Below are 20,553 nucleotides of genomic sequence, written 5' to 3'. Positions count from 1 at the left end.
CAAAGTGATGAAGCGGACGGCCAACCGCCCCATCCCGATGGGACTGGTTCCGGCGTGGGCGGCTTTGTGGTTCGGGTTAGCGCTTGGCGTTCTCTCCGTGGTGGTTTGCGCAGTCTGGTTAAACACCACGACGGCGGTGTTGTCGGTGGTCGGGTTCATCTACTACGCGGTCATCTACACGATGTGGCTGAAGCGCAGCACACCACAAAACATCGTGATTGGGGGCGGCGCTGGCGCAGTGCCGCCGCTCATGGGATGGGCCGCAGTCACGGGGCACGTGAGCATTGCAGCCTGGCTGATGTTCGGATTGATTTTCCTCTGGACACCGCCGCACTTCTGGTCGCTGGCGTTGTTGAAGAATGAAGATTATCGCCGGGCAGGCATCCCGATGATGCCTGTTGTACGTGGAGCCAGAAGTACCAAAGTGCAGTCCGTGTGGTACGCAGCCATCTTGTGGCTGGCCGGGATTGCGTTGTACTTTACAGCATCTTTCCACTGGATTTACCTCGTTTGCGCGATGTTGATAGGGGCTGCGTTCTTTGCGGTGACGGTCAAGATGCTGCGCGAACCGGACAACGAGAACGTCTGGGTGCGGCGGACGTTCCTGGCGTCACTCCTGTACCTACCGGTAATGTTTGCAGCGATAGTGGCGGGTGCCGTTCTCTAAGGCACCCGCACCCGCAAGGAGGTGAAGAGGATGTCTCGCGCTTCTTCCGTGGCGAAAAAGGGAAAAGTATATTGGCTCTCTGTGGCAACGCTTATTCTGTTGTTTTTGGTCAATATGATGGGGTTTGTCGATACGGACACAAACTCTTCGGAGGGGCTGGGCCGCAGCTGGCCGTTTAGTTCCACCGGCATTCTGCCCGCGCATTGGCAACAAGCTGCCGCGATTGAATTTACGCACCGGGCCCTTGTCTTCGTGTTCATGGTATCGTTGGTCACCTTGTCTGTCTGGGCTTGGCGACGCTACGGTGCCTGGATTGAAGTCAAAGTCCTGATTTCCATCGCAGTTCTGTTTGTCCTGCTGCAAGCAGCATTGGGGGCCATGGCGGTATTGTTTGTGAATCCACCGGCTGTAACGGCCACTCATATGGGGGTTTCGCTGCTCTCCTTCGGTGCTGTGCTCACGTTGACACAAATCATTGGACAGATTGACCTGGCAGGTGGCCCTGCTCAAATGGCACCGCTTCGCAGCCCGCTGTCCGATACGTCCTTCGTGAAGTGGGCCTGGTTCACGCTACTGTACTTGCTCGTGTCGATTTACTTTGGAGCCTATGTGTCCAGCACCGGCGCAGGCGGCCGCTTTCAAGGATGGCCGTTGCCTACTGAGACGTATCAGCACGCTGGCACGGCGTTCATTATTGACGTCGTCCACCGCTCTCTGGCGCTCGGGCTGATTGTGTTGTTTGTGTTGCTGACCGTCAAGTCGTACCGGATGAGAGCTCAGGTACCGAGACTGTTCAAGCAGTGTCGGATGGCGCTCATCCTGGCGTGCTTGCAGGCTGTCAGTGGCGCCTTGCTCATTTACACAGAACTGAGCCTGACGGCGTTCCTCATCCACGTCTCCATCGTTACATTCATGTTTGGCACCGTATGTTCGGTATGCGTACGGTCCCTGCCTGAATTGCAACGACACGTGGACAATGAGCGTGTCAATCGGAGAAAGTCTCGCAGAGTCGCACACGTGTAACGCTCTGCCGCATCGCAGGTGCTCCTGATGGAGCACCTGTTTTTTATGTAGTTCCGTCATTTCATCCGCCTCTGACCACACAAATCTCATGGGATCTTCGCAACTCCTCCAACGCTCGTTCATTCATATGCTGTAAAATGGAATGCGGAATGCTACCCGTCGACAGTTCATTGCGTCAATGACATCTTTGGCTCGTGGTGGCAAGCCATCGTCCTCGTAGAAAGGATGTGGATACATCGTGACCGATGACATTGTGAATCATGTAGTACTGAAACCAGTCGAGACGCTGATGATTCGGGCCGAAAATGTCGCGATTGTCAGTCCGAATCACTCGCTGGACCATGCGTTGTTGGTACTGACGAATTCCGGATACTCTGCGATTCCGGTTTTGGATAGAGACTCTGTGGTGCAAGGTACCATCAATACAAATTTAATTATGAACGCCATCGCCGGGCTGGATGGATACGACGTCGATTCACTGCATGAGCTGACTGTGGAAGCGGTGATGAGTCGCGAAGTTCCGACCATTCAGGTCGGTCAGTCCATCTTGAAAGCGTTGGAACTGACCATCAATCGCCCGTTCCTCTGCGTAGAGGATGAAAGTGGCCGTTTCACAGGCCTGCTCACTCGGAAGTCAATCCTCGGACTTTTGTACCGACAGTTTCGGGAAATGGGATTAAAGCCCTGACTTAGGATGCCTTGACCTGGTATAGCGTTGAAGTGACTCAGAGGTGTTTTGAGGAGCCATGTTCTCTTCAGAGCACCTTTTGATTTATATGAGCGATTTGCAAAATCACGACGAACAGCTCGTTCGCAACAATCAGGGCGCCCTTTATATGATACGAGCCGACTCGTGAATGAGCTCTCTTCCATACCGTAAGAGTACATCTGGTTGGGGGAGGTGACTCAGTATGTACGATGGTGGAGTATTTGGTGGTTTCACTCGATGGGCAGTCGTGTTCTTGATTATCTTCGTTCTGTTCGTCCTGCTGGTTCCGTTTACCGGCGGATATGTAGGCGCCGGCGGTGCTTGTTGAACAGGCGCAATCGGAAAGTAAATTCGTTCCGCTGAAAGGAGTGACACGAATGTACGATGGTGGATGTTTCGGTGGTTTCACCCGATGGGCAGTTGTGTTCTTGATTATCTTCGTTCTGTTTATCTTGCTAGTTCCGTTTACAGGCGGATATGCAGGCGGTGCAGGCGGTGCTTACTAAACACCTCCAAACGGATGAGAATCCATCCCGTTGAAAGGAGTTGACCTGCATGTACGATGGCGGAGTATTTGGTGGTTTTACCCGATGGGCAGTCGTGTTTTTGATTATTTTCGTCTTGTTCTTCCTGCTTGTACCTGGTGGCTTTGTGCGGACCTGTACAACAACACCGATTTGCTAATGAATGATTCGGAACACAAAATCCCTCATGCAATATGAGGGATTTTTTCACATATCAGCGAATTGCAAAATCACGCCGAACCACTCTAGAGCAATTTTGCAAATCGCTCATATCTATGTGCTGAATGCTTACGCCAGTCCAAGTTTCTGTTTGGCGAGCTGCAATTGAAACTCCACGGCAGACTTCGCAGTACCTCCACGTGCCTCACGCCGGTTGACGACCGTCTCGAGTGACACAGTCTCGAACACGTCAGCGTCAAACAGAGCGGACTGCGCTTTGTATTCATCCAGTGACAACTCCGTTAGATTCTTACCGTTCCCCAGCGCGTAGAGTACGAGTTTTCCTACAACTGCATGTGCTTCGCGAAACGGCAAGCCTTTCCGGACGAGGTAGTCTGCGACGTCCGTTGCGTTGGAAAAGTCTCGCGCCAGTGCAGCAACAATTCTATCTTCGCGGACTTTCATCGTTTTCACCATGCCGGTAAACAGCCACAGCGCGGGCAATAGCGTGTCCAAGGTGTCAAATACGCCTTCCTTGTCCTCTTGCAAGTCCTTGTTGTACGCCAGAGGGAGTCCCTTTAACACCGTCAGCAGACCCATCAGGTGGCCATACACACGGCCCGTCTTGCCGCGCACGAGTTCCGGGACGTCCGGATTTTTCTTTTGCGGCATCATGCTTGATCCCGTACAGTACCTGTCCGCCAGTTCCACAAACCCAAACTCTTCACTGCTCCAGAGAATCAATTCCTCCGAGAAACGCGACAGGTGCATCATCAACAGGCTGGCCGCAGACAAGAATTCGACCAGGTAGTCTCTGTCCGAAACGGCGTCCAAGGAGTTTTCGTACAACTCGGCAAAGCCCAGTTGTTGCTGAACCCGTTCCCGGTCAATCGGGAACGTTGTGCCCGCGAGCGCACCGGCGCCGAGCGGCATCATGTCCGTCCGCTTGAAGGCATCTCGGATGCGACCGGCATCCCGTTCCAACATCCAAAAATACGCCAGCAGGTGATGCGAGATCAAAACGGGCTGTGCCCGTTGCAAGTGCGTGTATCCCGGAATGATAACGCTCCGATGTTTTTCTGCAACTTCCACCAGCGCCGTCTGTAGCTCACGCACGGCTGCTTCGATTTGCTGCAAGGCGACTTTCATGAACAGGTGCATATCTAGTGCCACTTGGTCGTTCCGGCTGCGGCCGGTGTGCAACTTTCCAGCGACGGGGCCGACTCGCTCGTGCAGCAATCGCTCAATGTTCATGTGGATGTCTTCGTCTTCGACGCGAAACTCTACCGCGCCGTTCTGAACATCGGTGAGCAGCGACTTCAAACCATCCACGAGTATCTGCGCGTCTTGTTCAGGGATAATTCCGCACTGCCCAAGCATGGTGGCGTGTGCGATGCTACCCCGAATGTCGACTTCAGCGAGCCGCTGATCAAAGCCAATGGAGGCGGTGTACGCCTCCACGAGTTGGTCCGTGGACTCGGTAAACCGACCGCCCCAGAGCTTCATTGCGCCACCTTCTCAGATTGCGTTGTCCCCACGGCGGAAACGTCACCCGCATCGCTTTCCAGCATGGAGAACGGACTCGTCACGCCGTCGCTGGTCTTCCTGTCCACCGACTCGTGTACCCCGGCGTATACTGTCGTGGGCATGCCCCAGAGGGAGATGAATCCGACGGCGTCACCGTGGCGGAAGCTGTCGCCTGTCGAGTATGTCGCAAGATCATGTTTGTAAAGCGAATACGGCGATTTGCGGCCAACTGCCTGAAAGCTGCCTTTATACAACTTCACGCGGACAGCGCCAGTAACTGACTTTTGGGTTTCTTGAATGAACGCATCCATCGCTGTTTTCAACGGCGAGAACCAGAGACCGTTGTAGATCAGTTTGCTGTATTCCAGTTCCATCGCCGCTTTGTATTGGGCGACTTCACGCGTGAGTGTCAAGCATTCGAGTTCCTTGTGTGCGTGCACTAACACCAGGCCAGCTGGGGATTCGTACACTTCACGAGACTTGATTCCGACCAAGCGGTTTTCCACGTGGTCGATACGTCCGACGCCGTGTCTGCCCGCGATAGCGTTCAGTCTGTGAATCAGTTCAGATAATTGGAGAACTTCGCCGTTGAGAGCGACAGGGACGCCCTCGTCGAACGTGATCTCGACGTATTCTGGGTCCAATGGCGCCTGTTCCGGGCTCTGCGTCCACAGGAATGCTCCTTCCGGCGCTTCAGCCCACGGATCTTCCAGAACCCCACATTCGATGGCGCGTCCCCAGAGGTTGGCGTCGATGCTGTAGGGGCTGTCGAGTGTGACCGGAATGGGAATGTTGTGTTCTTTGGCATACGCAATTTCTTCGTCGCGCGTCCAGTTCCACTCGCGAACCGGCGCCACGACTTCCAACTTTGGATTCAACGCTTTCACGGAGACTTCAAACCGCACCTGGTCGTTGCCTTTCCCCGTGCATCCGTGCGCCACCGCCTCAGCGCCTTCGGCGTTCGCTACTTCGACGAGTAGCTGTGAGATGAGGGGGCGTGACAGGGCGGAGGCAAGCGGATATTTGCCTTCGTACAGGGCGTTCGCCTGCAGAGCGGGCAGGATGAATTCTTTAGCGAACCGTTCGACGGCGTCCACCTTGTACGATTTCACGGCGCCTACTTGAAGGGCTTTCTGTTGGACATAGTCGAGGTCCGCCCCTTCGCCGACGTCGACGCACATGGCCACAACGTCGTATCCGTACTTCTCCTTTAACCATGCAATCGCGACCGATGTATCCAGACCGCCCGAATATGCGAGTACCAGTTTTTTCGCCATGAATTATTCCTCCCCGAATGCGCCGGCGTCTGCCATCAGCGCGGATAAAATGGCTTTTTGTGCGTGCAAACGATTCTCTGCCTGGTCGAAGACAATGGAGTGCTCTCCGTCGATAATATCTGCTGTCACTTCCTCGCCGCGGTGAGCGGGGAGGCAGTGCATAAACAAGTAAGCTGGGTTCGCGTACCGGACGAGTGCGCTGTTTACCTGGTACTCGGCGAACACGAGTTTGCGGTACTCCGATTCCGCTTCGTCGCCCATGCTGGCCCAGACGTCAGTGTACAAAACATCGGTCCCTTCGACGGCCCGTTGTGGGTCAGACGTCACCAACACCTGTGAGTGATTGCGAATCGCGTCCTTCTTTGCTTGCTCAACGATGGCTGGGTCTGGCAGGTATCCCGGCGGTGAGGCAATGCGGATGTTGACGCCGAGCTTGGGTGCCAACTGCAACCAGGAGTGTGCCATGTTGTTACCGTCGCCGATGTACGTCACCGTGAGTCCCTGCAACCGCCCGGTGTGTTCGAGCAAGGTCAACATGTCCGCGAGTACCTGGCAAGGATGGTGATCATCCGTCAGACCGTTGATCACGGGTACGGACGCGAATTCGGCGAGCCGTTGGACGGACGCGTGTTCAAAGGTGCGGATCATGATGCCGTCCACATATCGAGACAACACGCGCGCAGTATCTTCGATAGGCTCCCCGCGCCCCAGTTGCGAGGTTTCACCGGGAATGAACAAGGCGTGGCCACCCAGTTGAGCCATTCCGACTTCGAAAGATATCCGTGTACGCGTTGAAGCCTTCTCAAAAATCAGGGCGAGCGTTTGACCGGCCAGGATGGCGTGCGGGAATTTCGTTTTTTGCGCTTCCTTGAGGACCATCGCCAGTTTCAGAAGCGCGTGCACGTCTTCCGTCGTGTAGTCGGAGAAGTCGACGAGGTCTCTTCCTCGCAACCGCTGGTGGGCCGCCATCAGGGCGGTTTGGAGGCGGACGGACAGGTACCCGTCACCCAGAGGTTGTATTCCGTTACCGAGTCCTAGCGGGCTCACTTCGCTCTTCCACGCGTACACATTGCATTCTCCTTCCCAACCGTGATTGCGTCTCCACAGAGACTTTATGAATCATTATACAGTTATATGAATACTTATCAATAGCGGAATGTGCCATCGGGACAAATTTATACAGACAGAATGAAATACAAACACACTCCATTGCATATTAATACGGTGAAGTGGTATAAGTATAAATATCCTTTACAACGCATGAATATAATCATACTTCGAAAGGTTCGGGCGATAGTGCCCGAGGGAGGGGCGTGTCCATGCTGATTCGACAGGCGACCGTCGACGACGTACCGGAAATGCAGCGCTTGATTGCGCACTTCGCGAGTGAAGGATTGATGCTACCGCGTACGGAAAAGTCGTTGTACGAGACGCTGCACTGTTTTGTCGTGGCTGAGAAAGATGGAGACATTGCAGGGACAGCCGGTCTTCACCTGTTGTGGAAAGATCTCGCAGAAATCCGGTCGCTTGCTGTACAACCTGATTTTCACGGGCAGGGCGTGGGCCGCAAGATTGTGAATGCGCTGGTGGAAAAAGCGGAGCGGCTGCGCGTGCCGCAGGTGCTGTCGCTTACATATCAGACCAAGTTCTTCGATAAATTAGGGTTTCAGACAGTGCAGAAGGAAACGCTACCCCACAAAATTTGGGCGGACTGCGTGCACTGTAAAAAATTCCACCACTGCGACGAGGTGGCGATGGTGTATTACACTGCCGTTCACCCCGAGAAGGTACGGGTGTTCAGCAGTGTACCCGTGGAACATTGAGTTTCACATGACAACGTGTTCTACCGTGTCAGGGAGAGCGCGTTTTTTGTTTGGCGTTCTTCGCGTATATCATTGCACAGATCCGGTGGGGGTTCGCCGGGAGCGACAAAACCCCACCGCACGTCCGTTATTCACACTGCTTTAGAATCTCCAACGCCGCATCCACATGGGCCTTCTCAATGATGAGTGGTGGGATCATGCGCACACGATTCGGCCCGGCGGTCGTCAGCAAAAGTCCGTTCTTGGCTGCCGCCGCGACAAATTGTGCTGCATCCGGTACCGTGAAGCCCCACATCAGCCCGCGTCCCGTCACCGCATCGAAGTGTTCCGCCAGCTGATGTTCCAAGTATGCGCCCACCTCTCGCACGTGTGCCAAAAAACCCGGGGCTGTCACGTGATTCAGAACTTCATTTGCCACAGCCATCGCCAACGGGTTACCTCCAAACGTAGATCCATGCGATCCAGGCCCAAACGCGGCCGCCACTTCCGCCCGCGCAAGTACAGCGCCCACCGGTATGCCGTTTCCGAGCCCCTTCGCCATGGTGACGATATCCGGCTGAATCCCGACCGCTTCGTAGCCAAAGAACGTCCCTGTTCTCCCGACCCCGGTCTGGACTTCGTCCACAATGAGCAACGCACCTGTTTCTTTGCAGCGCGCTTGAATCGCCTGTAATAACTCCGCAGACAAGGGGCGAACGCCGCCTTCCCCTTGGATGACTTCCAGGATGCAGGCCGCTGTCTTCTCCGAGATGGAGTCGACGACGCCTTCCAAGGTTTCTGGGGTGGTGCAGCCCGGCAACAGTGGACGGTATCCCTCGTGGTACGCCGGCTTTGGGGTGACAGAGAGTGCGCCCAATGTCCGGCCGTGAAATCCGTGGGGGAGTGACACCAATTCCACTCTATCTGCTTCCCCGCGGGAAGCTGCGTATTTGCGGGCCAGCTTCAGTGCAGCTTCGTTCGCCTCGGTGCCGGAATTGCAGAAAAATACCTGGTCGAGTCCAGACAGTTGGGTCAGTCGGATGGCTAACCGGGTACGCTCTGGGTGGGCGAACAAGTTGGAGATATGTAACAACGTGGCCGCCTGTTTTGAAATCACTTCCGTAATTGCCGGGTGTGCATGCCCAAGGTTACATACCGCGATACCCGCCGTGAAGTCCAGGTACTCCTTACCGTCAGAACCATACAGATACGCGCCCTGACCGCGGGTGATTTCGATGGCGGGGACTCCGTAGTTTGGCATGAGTCGGGAGATTTCGGTGACTGTGGTCATGCAGTTTTCCCTCCTGGAGTGGATGTGATGTGGGTTCCAAACGCGTCTTGCCACGGGGTGCCGGGCGTATGCTGAACGGCCAATACAGCGTTGGCAGGGTGGTCTCCTTGAATGACGTACGCTGACTGTACCCCTCCGTCCAGAGCTTCCAAGACCGCGCTGACTTTCGGAAGCATCCCGGAATGAAACAATCCGGACTCGGCCAAACTCCGCAACTCGCAAGCCGTCGTGTCGACGAGCCTGGACTTGCTTTCCCAGTCCGAGTAGATGCCGGGCACATCGGTAAAGAAGATCATCTTCTGGGCGTTCAGTGCTGCGGCCACTGCAGACGCCGCGAGGTCCGCGTTGATGTTGTAACGCCGTCCGTCTCGGTCTACACCGACGGGGGACAACACGGGCGTGTTTCCCGCCGCCAATAGAGTTTCCATCGGCTCGGTGGACACGTGGTGGACTTGTCCCGTGCGTTGCAATCCAGGTTTTGCCTCTGCCCACAAGATTCCGTCTGCGCCGGACAATCCAACGGCTGAATATCCGGAATGCTCGAGATACGTTACGATGGATGGGTTGATTTGCGACGACAACACGGCTTCCACGACGTCCATCGCTTCCGGGGTTGTCAGTCGATGGCCATCGATAAAGGGAAGGTCGAGGTTTCGTTCTTTCAAAGCGGCAGAAATGGCAGGGCCCCCGCCGTGCACCAGGACAACGGGAGTCCAAGTTTCACGGGCTGCTTTCATCGCTGCGACGGCGACGTCCAGGTGTTTTCCTTGTAGAGATCCTCCGATTTTCAATACAACAGGCCGGTTCAACCAGGTTCCTCCTCGCACTACGGGTACATTGGGCTGACGCGCAGGCCCGTGGTTTCAGGAAACCCGTATATCAAATTGAAGTTTTGGACCGCTTGGCCGGCAGCACCTTTTTGCAAATTGTCGATGACAGAAAATACCTGCAGGAGTCCGGGCGCGGTGTGCACGTGGAAGCCGATGTGACAGAGATTGCTGCCGCGCACATGCTTCAATTCCGGATATCGGCCCGGTGGATGAACGTGGATGAACGGTTCTTCTTCGTACGCGTTTTGATACAATACCATCACATCATCTGCGGAAATAGGGGTGTGGACTGGGATGTAGGCACTGATGAAGATGCCTCGGACGGTCGGCAACAGCTGTGTTGTCAAGACAATGGATGCAGGGTCGGAAAGACCTAACTGAGTCTGGATTTCCGGCGTGTGTTGATGCGCGCCTACCTTATACGCGTAAAAGTTCTCCTGCAATTCACCGAGCAAGGTGTTTTGAGCAGGCTTTCGCCCAGCGCCAGACACGCCAGATTTCGCGTCAATGACGATGGGCATCCCGGAACGTGCCAAGCCGCTTCGAACCACGGGGAGCAAAGCCAGCAAGGCGGCGGTCGCGTAGCAGCCTGGGTTGGCAATCAATCGCGCCGACTGTATCTGTGTGCGGTTCCACTCCGTGAGCCCGTAGACCGCACCGACGTCTTTCGGGTGCTGTACCAACGCTTCTTTCTTGTACCAAGACTCATACGCGCCTTTTGGCAAGCGCAGGTCGCCGGAGAGGTCAATGACGGTCTTGCCACGTTTCCAGAGCTCCAGTGCAATCGCGCCGGACGCACCGGAAGGCAGTCCCACGAATACAGCGTCGCAAAGGTCCGACGCTCGGTCTGGGTGGAACGACTCTGTGCGCAACGATGCAATGGATTCGGGGAGAAACGGGGTCGAATCACGCAGGGGTTCCGTACCATTGCGCGATCCAGCCGCATACGTCACTTCGACACCTTCGTGGTACGCCAAAATTCGCAACAACTCCAACCCGGAATAGCCGCTGGCACCGACGACACCAACCCGCACTCTGGATGAGTTCATTTGAATATCAATCCTTAAACTTGTATTTATATGCAGGTTAACATAGATGGTGCTTGTCTGACTAGATACCTTTCCGAAGACATCGGAGGCCATTGTTGCACATTCAAACTGTTGCATATTCATAAGACATGGTACCTTACGGATACGACGACAAGATGGGGGGCTTCCACATGGATGACATGCACACTGTATTTGTATACGGCACGCTGCGCCGTCATGAGCGCTATCACCATCTTTTGCAGGGAGCGGTGTTGGTGGCCGCCCAAGCGAAGACGCGCGGGGAGCTGTATGACACAGGCCTTGGTTATCCGGCCATGGTGGTACGCGACGAAGGATGGGTTTACGGCGAGGTCTACCGCGTGACGAACGAACAACTAGCACGCCTGGACGAGTTGGAGGGGTACAAACCGGGCCATCCTGACTCCGAGTACCATCGCATACAGGTGTCTGTCGAGACAGATCAGGGGCCTGTTCTGGCGTACACGTACGTCTACGACGAGCGACAAACAAGTACATTGACTCCGATTCGCCTGGGAGATTGGAAGGCACACGTCATGCGGAAACAGGAGTGGTTGCACTACTTCGCCTACGGTTCGGCAATGGATAACCACCGCCTCATCTTGCAAGGCGTACAATCACTTTTCCGCGACATCGTGGGGCGCGGCGTGCTGAGTGGATATTCGTTGCAATTCACCATCCGAAGCGCTGACGGGAGCCGTGCGGATATTGTCGAGGGCCAGGGTGTTGTGGAAGGTAAGGTCTACCGCATCGGTCAACCGGCGGTGGACTACTTGTTTGAACGCGAGGGGGTGTATAAAGGGCGGTATCGACCTGCGTTTGTCGACGTTGCCACAGGAGATGGACAGGAGGTGCAGGCGTTGACGTTTGTCGTCTGCGACAAGCAACCGGAGGTGCCGCCGCCGTACTGGTATGCGGAGGAGATTCTCCGCGGTGCCGACGGCACCGTCAGCCCACAGTATTTCCGCAAATTGCTGACAGATTTCCGGGAGAAATTTCACATGACGTTTCCCCATGTGGCAGAGGAGGAGGCATAAGAGGCCTCCTGCTTGTCACTACACGAGTTTGACGCCGCTAATCAGGATGAGTACGGACATCACGGTGCGGAGTGGTCGTGACGGGACCTTCGCAGACAGACGGCTGCCAATCAGTACACCAGGTATGGAACCCAGCAGGAGGTTCAGGGCCAGCATATAGTTGACGTTGCCCAGGCCTGCGTTCAATGCTCCGGCCGTCGTGGCCAGCAGCAATGCATGGGCTATATCCGTGCCTACCAGCTCTGCTCCTGACATACGGTAGAGGTACAAGAGCGCAATCGCAAACAGGGAACCGGAGCCGATGGAGGTCAAACCGACCAAAAAACCGAACACAGCGCCAATGGCAATGGTAAGCGCCCGCTTTTGTTCCATCGGTTTCAGCTGCCAGCGGTTTGTGCGCAGCTTTTTGTCAAAAAAGATGCGAATCAATGTGGCGATGGCCACGAGGATCAATACGACGCCCAGCCCATGCTTGATGAGTGTTTCTTCGTTGTGAAACGCTCGGCTGTAGATGTGAAGCAAGCCAATCGCAAGGGCTGCGCTCGGCAGGCTGCCGATGGCCAAGTACTTGACCACGGCCACGTTGATGGTCTTTTGCCGCCAATGCTGAATAGTGCCAAACAATTTGGTGACCGAGTTATACGCCAAATCCGTCCCTACAGCAACGGACGGATGCACGCCGACCAAGACGAGAAAGGGCGTCAACAGGGAGGCCGCACCGACTCCCGTGAGACCCACCAGAAATCCCACCAACAGGCCCATAATGACAATTCCGGGGCTCATATCTTTCCTCCTCCGCGCTGCTTTAGAGGTAGCCTATGCGGAGAGGGCAGAACACGAGCATGTTTCAATCACGGACAAGCTCGAGAGCCTTCTGTTTTGTCACGGCGCATGTACTCATGTGTGCAGATTTGGCTTGTCCGGTGAAAAGGAACCGACCTTGCGCAAAAGTTTGGACTTCGCAAGATCTCCAGGGGTCGGGAAGGGAATCCCTGGGCAAAGGTCCACGTCGACCGACCTGTACGCGTCCGCCCACAGCGTGGAGCAATCAAAGCGACCGTGCTCATGGAACGGAACGTCAACTCCGAGCAAGAAGTGTTCTGCTTCCCATGCAATCAGAAAGTAATCGTATCGTGTACCCACTTGTTTCACGGCAAACTGGACAATCTGCTTTCGCTGGTCGTCGGTGAGTATGTCACACGTGAAGAGGTCGGAATGACCTCGGTAAGTGTCAATGCCCTGGTAACCCGTCTTGCGAAATCCGAGCGATTCGATAAGCTCGTTTTCCTTGACAATGCCAGCTACGTGGCTGTACTTGCTGCGCGAGACAACTTCAATGACGCGGTCCACAAAGCTTGTTCCGTGAACCAACAACAGGTCCGCGGTCTTCATGGGAAGCATGGCCACGACCTCCTCCACATTCCATCCCGACGTATTTCTCGAACCCTCTGACATCTCTATCGAATGCAAGGTATATTCACGATATTACCATGTCTTTGAGGAGACATGACCGCCTGAACGAGCGTCGTGCGATGGGGAGCAGGAACGCATGTGCGAATAAGGGGTACGGATATCAGATCCGCACCCCTCATGCCTGTCCCAGGTCCATCCATTCTGTGAACGCTCATGTTGTCACAGAGTAAGGCAGGCATCCCTGGGAAATTTCCCATGGTGATGTGATTGCGGAGGCTGGAATCGGAATACCTTCATGCCACTGTTCGACATTTCTCGGGAAATAATGACGTGGGTCACAACTCTGCTTCCATCGCTCACTCCGGATCTGAGACGTGGACGAGTTGTTTCCCGATGTTATCCCCGCGAAATAGCCCGAGAAAGGCATCGACCGCGTTCTCCAAGCCTTCGACAATGTGTTCGGAATATTTGATTCTTCCTTCCCGTAACCACTGCGACAAGGCTTGAATGCCTTCGTTGGCTCGCTGGGCGTACTGTGTGACAATGAACCCTTTGACCATTGCACTCTTAATGAGTAATTGTGTGAATAACCGTGGGCCCACGTCCACTTTTTCGAGGTTGTACTGGGCAATCTGTCCGCACAATACAATCCGTGCGTTGGTATTGATCCGATAGATCACTGCGTCGGTGACATCCCCACCGACGTTGTCGAAGTACACGTCCACGCCGTTGGGACATGCTTCTTTCAAAGCAGCGTGTAAATTGTCCGTCTTGTAGTTCACAGCCGCATCAAAACCCAATTCGTCCACGAGGTATCGGACTTTGGTTTCCGATCCGGCAATACCGACGACGCGACATCCTTTGATCTTCGCAATCTGCCCAGCGACGGAGCCCACCGCTCCGGCAGCCCCCGATACAACAACGGTCTCGCCAGGTTGCGGTTTTCCAATGTCCAACAGGCCAAAATAAGCAGTTAGGCCAGGCATGCCGAGGACGCCGAGCGCAGTGGTGATAGGACCCGCAGTCGGGTCGATTTTCCTCACCTTTTGTCCATCGGACACAGAATATCTGGCCCAGCCCAGTTCGGCTGTGACGAGCTCGCCCACGCGAAAGTTTTCATTGTGACTTTCTACTACTTGTCCGACTACGCCTCCGGTCAACACTTCACCGACCGGGAAAGGGGCGACATACGACTTCGCATCGCTCATTCGGCCACGCATGTACGGATCTACCGAGAGGTAGAGCGTCTTGATGAGTATTTCGCCGTCTTTCGGGACCGGAACCTCTTCTTCGACGAATTGGAAGTTTTCCATCGTCGGCATCCCTGTTGGCCGACTTTTCAATAGAATTTTCAGGTTCTTCTTCATGTTTTCCGCCACGCGTATCACACCTTTCTGGCAGCAAGAATATCACATTGCACGGCCACATGTAATGTTCTCCAGCTGCAAATATACTTGGCGGTGGGATAGCTCCATGTATAGAAAAATCCCCGTTAAGAGGGGATTTCCGTGAGCTCGCTCTATGCCCGTCTGCGCACTTCATAAATCGCGAATTTGAGGTAGTGCCCTTCGTCAACCCCGGCGATTTCAGGGTGATCTTTCCCGGCAGTGGACCAGTGTACAAGGCGTAAGACTTTGTGGGCGTCCACTGCTGCAGACAAGATGGTCTCGCGAAACAGGTCCGGGAGCATGTGGTAGGAACAACTCGCCGTCACGAGGTAACCGCCGTCTCGGAGCAGCTTCATACCGCGCAGATTGATCTCTTTGTACCCGCGTACAGCCCCTTCCAGGGCACGGCGGGATTTGGCGAAAGCAGGCGGATCTAGAATGACCACGTCGTACTGTTTTCCTGCCCGTTCCGCCTCCCGCAGGAAATCGAACGCATTGGCCACCTCGAACTGTACCCTGTCTGAATAGCCGTTCAACGCGACATTTTTCCGCGCGACTTCGATGGCTGGTTCAGAGATATCGACTGCAGTCACGTGCTTCGCGCCGTAGTGGAGAGCGTGTACCGTGAAGGAACCGGTGTGGCAGAAACACTCCAGCACTTCCGCGCCATCTGCATAGGGGGTGTCCAGCGCAGATGAACCGCTGGGGTGCCAGGACTGCATGAGTGGTCGAATGGCTGCTCGATTGTCGCGTTGATCAAAAAAGTAACCGGTCTTCTGACCTTCGCGCACGTCGACCAAAAATTTGAGCCCGTTCTCTACAATCTCCACTTCTGCTGGAACTTCGCCAAACCAGACCCCGGCCTCCAAGGACAAACCCTCCAGTTTGCGCACGGGTACGTCGTTCCTCAGAAATACGCCGCGTGGCTGAAACACGTCTAGCAGGGCCTGCAGAATCCATTCCTTGCGTGTTTCCATTCCAAAAGCGAGCAATTGAACCACGAGAATGTCGTCGTACTTGTCCACAATGAGGCCTGGCAGAAAATCCGCTTCGCCGTAGATGACGCGGCAAGCGTTGGTGTTGTCAAGAAAGCGTTGGCGATACGCCCAAGCTTCGCGAATTCTCTTTTGAAAGAATGCAGCGTCAATTTCCACGTTTCGTTGATATGTCAACACGCGAGCGATGATTTGTGAATTTGGATTCGCGTATCCCCTCGCTAGAAACACGCCTTTGTGATTGAAGATATCCACTGTGGCTCCTGGTTCGAGGTGTCCTTCGATATGATCCACTTCACTTTGATATACCCAGGGGTGGCCACTTTCCAAGCGTTTCCGCCGAGAACGCTGTAAGTACATGCGAGCAGTCACGCAATCTCCTCTTTTCCACTGGACCCATAGCGGTCGAATTGAAGCAAGTTCTCCATGTATCATATCCTACATTTCGTGCGAATTCATAAAGTGTGCGAAGGCGGTAGGGAGGAGGGCAGGTGTCTCGTGCAGTGATGTCGGGGATGCGGGTCGCCGGAGGCCACACCTCTCGATGTTCCACATGCTGCGGCGCCGAGTATTCTCGATTGGCCCGAGGATCATACTACGATTACATTTGCGGAGGAGGGACACGATGGTAAATCGGACGGAGCATCACACGAAAGTGTCGGAGCTCGGCTTCACGGTCAGCGACGAAGACTTTCCAGCGGTGGTTCAATATGCAGGAGAGTGGACGCTGACTGGGGAAGGCCCTGTACCGAACAACTATTGGGCGGTGACGATTGACGGTGAAGGCATTCCATTTTCAGGGCATCCTAGTCCTCGACAAATCCTCGATGAGGCCAACGGAGAAGGATTGAACTGCGCGTACGTGGCACCGTATGGCCGCTATGTGGAGGGGAAACTGGACGGAGTCCAGCTGCACGACTGGATTCGGGAACACCGCCACTGAAACGGCATCGTCGATGATGTATGTTACAGCAACGCCCCGTGACCTGCAGCAACCAATGCACCTGCGGGGCGCGCTGTTTTACATGGTCGATATTTCCTGATGGACCCGACTTGACGGAAGGTGCAAGTTCGTGATAATGTACACTTTGTTGTCTCACCGAAAAGGGACGCGGGGGTATAGCTCAGTTGGGAGAGCACCTGCCTTGCAAGCAGGGGGTCGTCGGTTCGAATCCGTCTACCTCCACCACTCACCTTTTCATAGGTGTCCGCAAATATGCGGAATCGGGCGGTTAGCTCAGTTGGGAGAGCACCTGCCTTACAAGCAGGGGGTCAGCGGTTCGAGCCCGTTACCGCCCACCATTTTCATAACAATAGCGCGGGGTGGAGCAGTTGGCAGCTCGTCGGGCTCATAACCCGAAGGTCGCAGGTTCGAGTCCTGCCCCCGCAACCAAATGGAGCTGTGGTGTAGAGGCCTAACATGCCTGCCTGTCACGCAGGAGATCGCGGGTTCGAATCCCGTCAGCTCCGCCAAGCAAAGGACGCGAAAGCGTCCTTTTTGCGTTGGCGGGGCTTGGCGGGTACAGAGAAACCGTGTTACGCGGGGGCGCACCGCGCGCACGAGCGCTAAAAGCGCGAGGCGCGAGGAGCACGGGGCCGTCTTCACCGCTAAGGTGTTGCATCGAAGGGTATCCACCCGAAGACAATCGACTTCCTCACAAAAATTCTCCTCAGAACGCCTGACCTGGCAATCTCTTATATATTGAACTTCCGGACGGTCTAGTATACATTTTGTGTGGTAGAGCAAATAGATTGTATCTTTTCAATCATTTAAGAAGAGAACAGGGGGTCAAGCATTTTGAAAAAGACTGCTATTTTCACATCCATCCTGTTGATGGGCGCTACGCTCGTGGGATGCGGAACGGGGTCCAACTCCACAAGCAACAATGCAACAACAGGCGGATCCGGGAACCAGCAAAGCATCACCGTGGCGGCAGACACCACCTTCCCGCCGTTTGAAAGCATGCAGGGCGGAAACGTCGTTGGTTTCGACATCGACATGATTAAGGACATCGCTGCTGTCGAACACCTGAAGATCAATGAAATCAAGACGATGCCTTTTCAGGGGCTGATTCCGGCGCTTCAGGCAGGTCAGGTGGACGTGGCCGTGGCTGGCATCACCATCAAACAGAGCCGTATGAAAGCCGTAGACTTTTCGAACGCGTACTACAAGTCTGGATTGTCCATTCTGGTCAAGTCGAACTCCAATGTTAGTGGTATCAATGACTTGAAAGGCAAGACTGTGGCGACGAAGAAGGGAACCTCGTCGGTAGACTTGCTCAAGAAGGCGGGCGTCACGGACATCAAGGAGTACGACAACATCGACCAGGCGTACGCATCGCTCGAAAGCGGTGGCGCTGACGCAGTCGTGTTCGACAACCCTGTGAACATCAACTATAAGAAGACACACAGCGACGTCAAAATCGTAGGTGGCTTGTTGACTGGCGAATACTACGGCATTGCCATCAGCAAGAGTGATCCAGGCCTGGCGGCCAAGATCAACGACGGCCTGAAGAAAATCCAGGAGAATGGCGACTACCAAAAGCTGTTTGATACCTGGCTCGGCGGCGACAAAACGGGTGTTGTCGACGGCGTGAAGACTCCGGCGGACGTGGCGCTCAACAGCTAATCTGCTTTCGCGGGGAGTCTTGAACACGGACAAACGGCGTAGCGGCGTTGGCTACGCCTTTGTTCTGCCAGAGGGGGAAAACAAGTGGACACCATCACAAGTTCGCTGCCACAACTCCTGCAGGGGTTATGGCACACCATTGGATATTCGCTGTTGGCCATTGTGTTGGCCACCATCATCGGTCTCATCGCTGCTTTGATGAAACTATCGAAGTTTTGGCCGTGGAAGGCCATCAGTACCGTATATGTGGAACTCTTTCGCGGTACGCCGCTCTTGGTACAGTTGTTTTTTATCGTCTTTGGTCTGCCGGGGGCATTTCCCGTTTTGAATCAAATCTTTGGTCCTAAGTCGTATCCGTTCATCGGGGCAGCAGCAGGGTTAGCGCTCAACGAAGGGGCTTACATCACGGAGATTGTCCGTGCAGGTATCCTCGGCGTGGACAGGGGCCAGCGCGAAGCGGCAGAAAGTATTGGTATGACGCCTTTCCAAACGATGCGTTACATCATTCTCCCGCAGGCTTTTAAACGAATGATTCCGCCGCTCGTCAACCAGTTTGCGCAAACCATTAAGGATACATCTCTATTGGCGCCAATCGGTATCTTGGAATTGATGTATCAGGGACAAATTATCGTTTCCGAGAACTTTGAGGGTTTTGCAATTTACGGTACCGTTGCCATCTTGTACTTCATCATCATCTTCATCATTACACGCATGGCCGGGTATTTGGAGAGGAGGTTGCAAATTGATAAGCGTTAAGGACCTCCGTAAGTCGTTCGGATCCAATGAAGTGTTGAAAGGAATCAGCAACGAAATTAAGGAGCGCGAAGTGGTTGTTGTCATTGGCCCGTCGGGCAGTGGCAAGAGCACGTTCCTCCGCTGTTTGAACGGATTGGAGAAAGCAACCAGCGGCACCATTGTCGTCGCAGGCATGGAACTGACGAACCCGAAAACGGACATCACCAAACTGCGGCAAAGAGTCGGCATGGTGTTCCAGCGGTTCAACCTGTTTCACCACCTTACGGTGCTCGACAATATTACCATTGGGCCGCGCAAGGTGCTCGGGAAATCGCGCGAAGAGAGCGAAGCACTGGCACGTCAACTGCTGGCGAAGGTTGGGCTAAAAGACAAGGAATCGAGCTACCCGGATGAGTTGTCAGGTGGACAGCAACAACGCGTGGCCATTGCACGAGCGCTGGCCATGAAGCCGGACGTCATGCTTTTTGACGAGCCGACTTCAGCGCTGGATCCGGAAATGGTAGGCGAAGTGTTGCAGGTCATGAAAGACCTCGCGCGAGAGGGCATGACTATGGTCGTGGTGACCCACGAAATGGGGTTTGCTCGCGAAGTCGGCGACCGGGTGATTTTCATGGATGACGGCGTGATTGTAGAAGAAGGAACGCCTGAGCAGATCTTCTCCAACGCAAAGGAACCGCGCACCAAAGCATTCTTGAGCAAAATTCTTTGATGTCCGAAGCATGTCGTTAAAAACCCCCCAGCATCGGCTGGGGGATTTATTATTTTATGGCTGTAGAGGCGACCGTTGTCCTTTGACCTCGAGGATAAGGTAAGCGCCTCCGCTTATGCGCTGCCTTTTCCGCCAAACACGCCCACCAGTAGCGCGCATCCACTGACGATAGTTAATACGGTGGCCATACCTGTCGCTGGGAAGAAAAACAACGTATGAAAGAGAGTGGTGGTGAACAAAGAGTAATTCAATGCAGGGTTTAACAACAATGTCGGCAGAAATACGAAAATCAACAATGGCCAATTCGGATGCACTTTCCAGTTGCGGACAAACAGAATGCCTACATACATACCTAGAACGAATAAAATCAACCATTCCAGTCTCATCGCAGATAGAGTATTGTAAGTTTCTGCTGTGTATTGCTGTATGCGATAGCTCATTCGATTGGCCACTGCGAGCAGTGCATATGCGCCGATGGACCAAAGGAAGTACAGGACGTATCTGTTCCTTGTTTTCACAACGCTGACCCTCCCGTCACCACTCAGTATCATTCGAGGCTTTCAAATCACAAGTTCGGCAATGATTTGATTATACGTATTGTAGTCTGAAAATAGCGATGATTTCTTGCGTGTGGGCGACTAAACATCGCGCGCGTTGATTGGGCGATGCACCCTAGGCTACATAGGTTTCACCAAACGCCTGCCAACCCGATGTGATTCATGGTATTACCCTTTCCCCGGCGAAATCGGG

At 54.4% G+C, this 20,553-nt stretch carries 23 protein-coding genes and 4 tRNA genes; 16 read left to right on the top strand and 11 right to left on the bottom strand.

Features of this window, described 5'->3' with window-relative positions; translation table 11 throughout:
- The 6 genes from cyoE to YWK_RS22680 all read left to right on the top strand — a co-directional run.
- A partial coding sequence (cyoE, locus tag YWK_RS19920) for a heme o synthase (protein ID WP_035467052.1) occupies positions 1 to 667 on the top strand: 667 nt, incomplete at its 5' end.
- Between the two features lie 30 nt (positions 668 to 697).
- Entirely contained in the window at positions 698 to 1,690 is a 993-nt protein-coding gene (locus YWK_RS0113405; protein WP_026965206.1) for a COX15/CtaA family protein, read from the top strand.
- A gap of 238 nt (positions 1,691 to 1,928) precedes the next feature.
- The gene (gene cbpB / locus YWK_RS0113400) at positions 1,929 to 2,378 is read left to right on the top strand and encodes a cyclic-di-AMP-binding protein CbpB (protein WP_035467010.1); all 450 of its coding nucleotides are present in this window, start codon (positions 1,929 to 1,931) and stop codon (positions 2,376 to 2,378) included.
- A 223-nt stretch (positions 2,379 to 2,601) separates the two neighbouring features.
- A complete protein-coding gene (locus YWK_RS22690; protein ID WP_281172253.1) occupies positions 2,602 to 2,727 on the top strand; it encodes a hypothetical protein in 126 nt (41 codons plus the stop codon).
- Between the two features lie 49 nt (positions 2,728 to 2,776).
- A complete protein-coding gene (locus tag YWK_RS22685; RefSeq protein ID WP_281172252.1) occupies positions 2,777 to 2,905 on the top strand; it encodes a hypothetical protein in 129 nt (42 codons plus the stop codon).
- Between the two features lie 49 nt (positions 2,906 to 2,954).
- A complete protein-coding gene (locus YWK_RS22680; protein ID WP_281172251.1) occupies positions 2,955 to 3,083 on the top strand; it encodes a hypothetical protein in 129 nt (42 codons plus the stop codon).
- 128 nt (positions 3,084 to 3,211) lie between these two features.
- On the opposite strand, the gene argH is transcribed toward YWK_RS22680, so the two are convergent.
- The 3 genes from argH to argF are packed head-to-tail and all read right to left on the bottom strand — an operon-like array spanning position 3,212 to position 6,954.
- Positions 3,212 to 4,588 carry an argininosuccinate lyase gene (gene argH / locus YWK_RS0113380; RefSeq protein WP_026965204.1) on the bottom strand — a complete coding sequence of 459 codons (1,377 nt, stop codon included), beginning with the start codon at positions 4,586 to 4,588 and terminating at the stop codon, positions 3,212 to 3,214.
- Complete coding sequence (locus YWK_RS19915; protein WP_051375583.1) at positions 4,585 to 5,886, bottom strand: argininosuccinate synthase; 1,302 nt, start codon at positions 5,884 to 5,886, stop codon at positions 4,585 to 4,587. Before YWK_RS19915 ends, argH begins: the two co-directional genes overlap by 4 nt.
- A 3-nt stretch (positions 5,887 to 5,889) precedes the next feature.
- A complete protein-coding gene (gene argF / locus YWK_RS0113370) occupies positions 5,890 to 6,954 on the bottom strand; it encodes an ornithine carbamoyltransferase (protein WP_026965203.1) in 1,065 nt (354 codons plus the stop codon).
- A 251-nt stretch (positions 6,955 to 7,205) separates the two neighbouring features.
- Here argF and YWK_RS0113365 point away from each other — a divergent pair, with 251 nt between their 5' ends.
- Entirely contained in the window at positions 7,206 to 7,709 is a 504-nt protein-coding gene (locus YWK_RS0113365; RefSeq protein WP_026965202.1) for an N-acetyltransferase, read from the top strand.
- Positions 7,710 to 7,836: 127 nt separating this feature from the next.
- Here the strand turns inward: YWK_RS0113365 and YWK_RS0113360 are convergent, their stop codons facing one another.
- The 3 genes from YWK_RS0113360 to argC are packed head-to-tail and all read right to left on the bottom strand — an operon-like array spanning position 7,837 to position 10,858.
- Complete coding sequence (locus tag YWK_RS0113360; RefSeq protein WP_026965201.1) at positions 7,837 to 8,979, bottom strand: aspartate aminotransferase family protein; 1,143 nt, start codon at positions 8,977 to 8,979, stop codon at positions 7,837 to 7,839.
- Positions 8,976 to 9,788, bottom strand: coding sequence for an acetylglutamate kinase (argB, locus tag YWK_RS19910; protein ID WP_035467008.1), 813 nt, complete (start codon positions 9,786 to 9,788; stop codon positions 8,976 to 8,978). Before argB ends, YWK_RS0113360 begins: the two co-directional genes overlap by 4 nt.
- A gap of 17 nt (positions 9,789 to 9,805) precedes the next feature.
- Positions 9,806 to 10,858 carry an N-acetyl-gamma-glutamyl-phosphate reductase gene (argC, locus tag YWK_RS0113350; RefSeq protein WP_035467007.1) on the bottom strand — a complete coding sequence of 351 codons (1,053 nt, stop codon included), beginning with the start codon at positions 10,856 to 10,858 and terminating at the stop codon, positions 9,806 to 9,808.
- A gap of 170 nt (positions 10,859 to 11,028) precedes the next feature.
- On the opposite strand from argC, the gene YWK_RS0113345 reads away from it, so the two are divergent.
- Positions 11,029 to 11,913 (top strand): gamma-glutamylcyclotransferase family protein, encoded by an 885-nt coding sequence (locus tag YWK_RS0113345; RefSeq protein ID WP_051375582.1) that lies wholly within the window; start codon positions 11,029 to 11,031, stop codon positions 11,911 to 11,913.
- Between the two features lie 18 nt (positions 11,914 to 11,931).
- Here the strand turns inward: YWK_RS0113345 and YWK_RS0113340 are convergent, their stop codons facing one another.
- The 4 genes from YWK_RS0113340 to YWK_RS0113325 form a co-directional block, all read right to left on the bottom strand.
- Entirely contained in the window at positions 11,932 to 12,696 is a 765-nt protein-coding gene (locus YWK_RS0113340) for a sulfite exporter TauE/SafE family protein (protein ID WP_026965198.1), read from the bottom strand.
- 114 nt (positions 12,697 to 12,810) lie between these two features.
- On the bottom strand, positions 12,811 to 13,314 hold the full coding sequence (locus tag YWK_RS0113335; protein WP_026965197.1) for a C40 family peptidase: 504 nt from the start codon (positions 13,312 to 13,314) through the stop codon (positions 12,811 to 12,813).
- 368 nt (positions 13,315 to 13,682) lie between these two features.
- Positions 13,683 to 14,693 (bottom strand): NADP-dependent oxidoreductase, encoded by a 1,011-nt coding sequence (locus YWK_RS0113330; RefSeq protein ID WP_026965196.1) that lies wholly within the window; start codon positions 14,691 to 14,693, stop codon positions 13,683 to 13,685.
- 152 nt (positions 14,694 to 14,845) lie between these two features.
- Positions 14,846 to 16,069, bottom strand: a complete 1,224-nt coding sequence (locus tag YWK_RS0113325) for a class I SAM-dependent rRNA methyltransferase (protein ID WP_035467048.1) — start codon at positions 16,067 to 16,069, stop codon at positions 14,846 to 14,848.
- A gap of 265 nt (positions 16,070 to 16,334) precedes the next feature.
- Between YWK_RS0113325 and YWK_RS0113320 the strand changes: the two genes are divergently transcribed.
- From YWK_RS0113320 to YWK_RS0113285, 8 genes are all read left to right on the top strand, one after another.
- On the top strand, positions 16,335 to 16,652 hold the full coding sequence (locus YWK_RS0113320) for a hypothetical protein (protein ID WP_026965194.1): 318 nt from the start codon (positions 16,335 to 16,337) through the stop codon (positions 16,650 to 16,652).
- Between the two features lie 170 nt (positions 16,653 to 16,822).
- Positions 16,823 to 16,898 (top strand) — tRNA-Ala (locus tag YWK_RS0113315).
- Positions 16,899 to 16,935: 37 nt separating this feature from the next.
- Positions 16,936 to 17,011, top strand: a tRNA-Val gene (locus YWK_RS0113310).
- Positions 17,012 to 17,026: 15 nt separating this feature from the next.
- Positions 17,027 to 17,102: transfer RNA gene (locus YWK_RS0113305), tRNA-Met, on the top strand.
- Between the two features lie 3 nt (positions 17,103 to 17,105).
- Positions 17,106 to 17,182 (top strand) — tRNA-Asp (locus YWK_RS0113300).
- 325 nt (positions 17,183 to 17,507) lie between these two features.
- Positions 17,508 to 18,338, top strand: coding sequence for a transporter substrate-binding domain-containing protein (locus YWK_RS19905; RefSeq protein WP_051375581.1), 831 nt, complete (start codon positions 17,508 to 17,510; stop codon positions 18,336 to 18,338).
- Between the two features lie 84 nt (positions 18,339 to 18,422).
- Positions 18,423 to 19,094, top strand: a complete 672-nt coding sequence (locus YWK_RS0113290; RefSeq protein ID WP_026965193.1) for an amino acid ABC transporter permease — start codon at positions 18,423 to 18,425, stop codon at positions 19,092 to 19,094.
- Entirely contained in the window at positions 19,081 to 19,803 is a 723-nt protein-coding gene (locus YWK_RS0113285; RefSeq protein WP_026965192.1) for an amino acid ABC transporter ATP-binding protein, read from the top strand. The genes YWK_RS0113290 and YWK_RS0113285 overlap by 14 nt, the downstream gene beginning before the upstream one ends.
- A gap of 113 nt (positions 19,804 to 19,916) precedes the next feature.
- Here the strand turns inward: YWK_RS0113285 and YWK_RS0113280 are convergent, their stop codons facing one another.
- On the bottom strand, positions 19,917 to 20,321 hold the full coding sequence (locus YWK_RS0113280; protein ID WP_026965191.1) for a hypothetical protein: 405 nt from the start codon (positions 20,319 to 20,321) through the stop codon (positions 19,917 to 19,919).
- Positions 20,322 to 20,553 lie beyond the last annotated feature (232 nt).

The sequence above is a fragment of the Alicyclobacillus pomorum DSM 14955 genome (genome assembly GCF_000472905.1).
Classification (GTDB): Bacteria; Bacillota; Bacilli; order Alicyclobacillales; family Alicyclobacillaceae; genus Alicyclobacillus_A; species Alicyclobacillus_A pomorum.
Note: the sequence above shows the minus strand (reverse complement) of the source record. Positions and strands in the feature narration are given on the sequence as shown.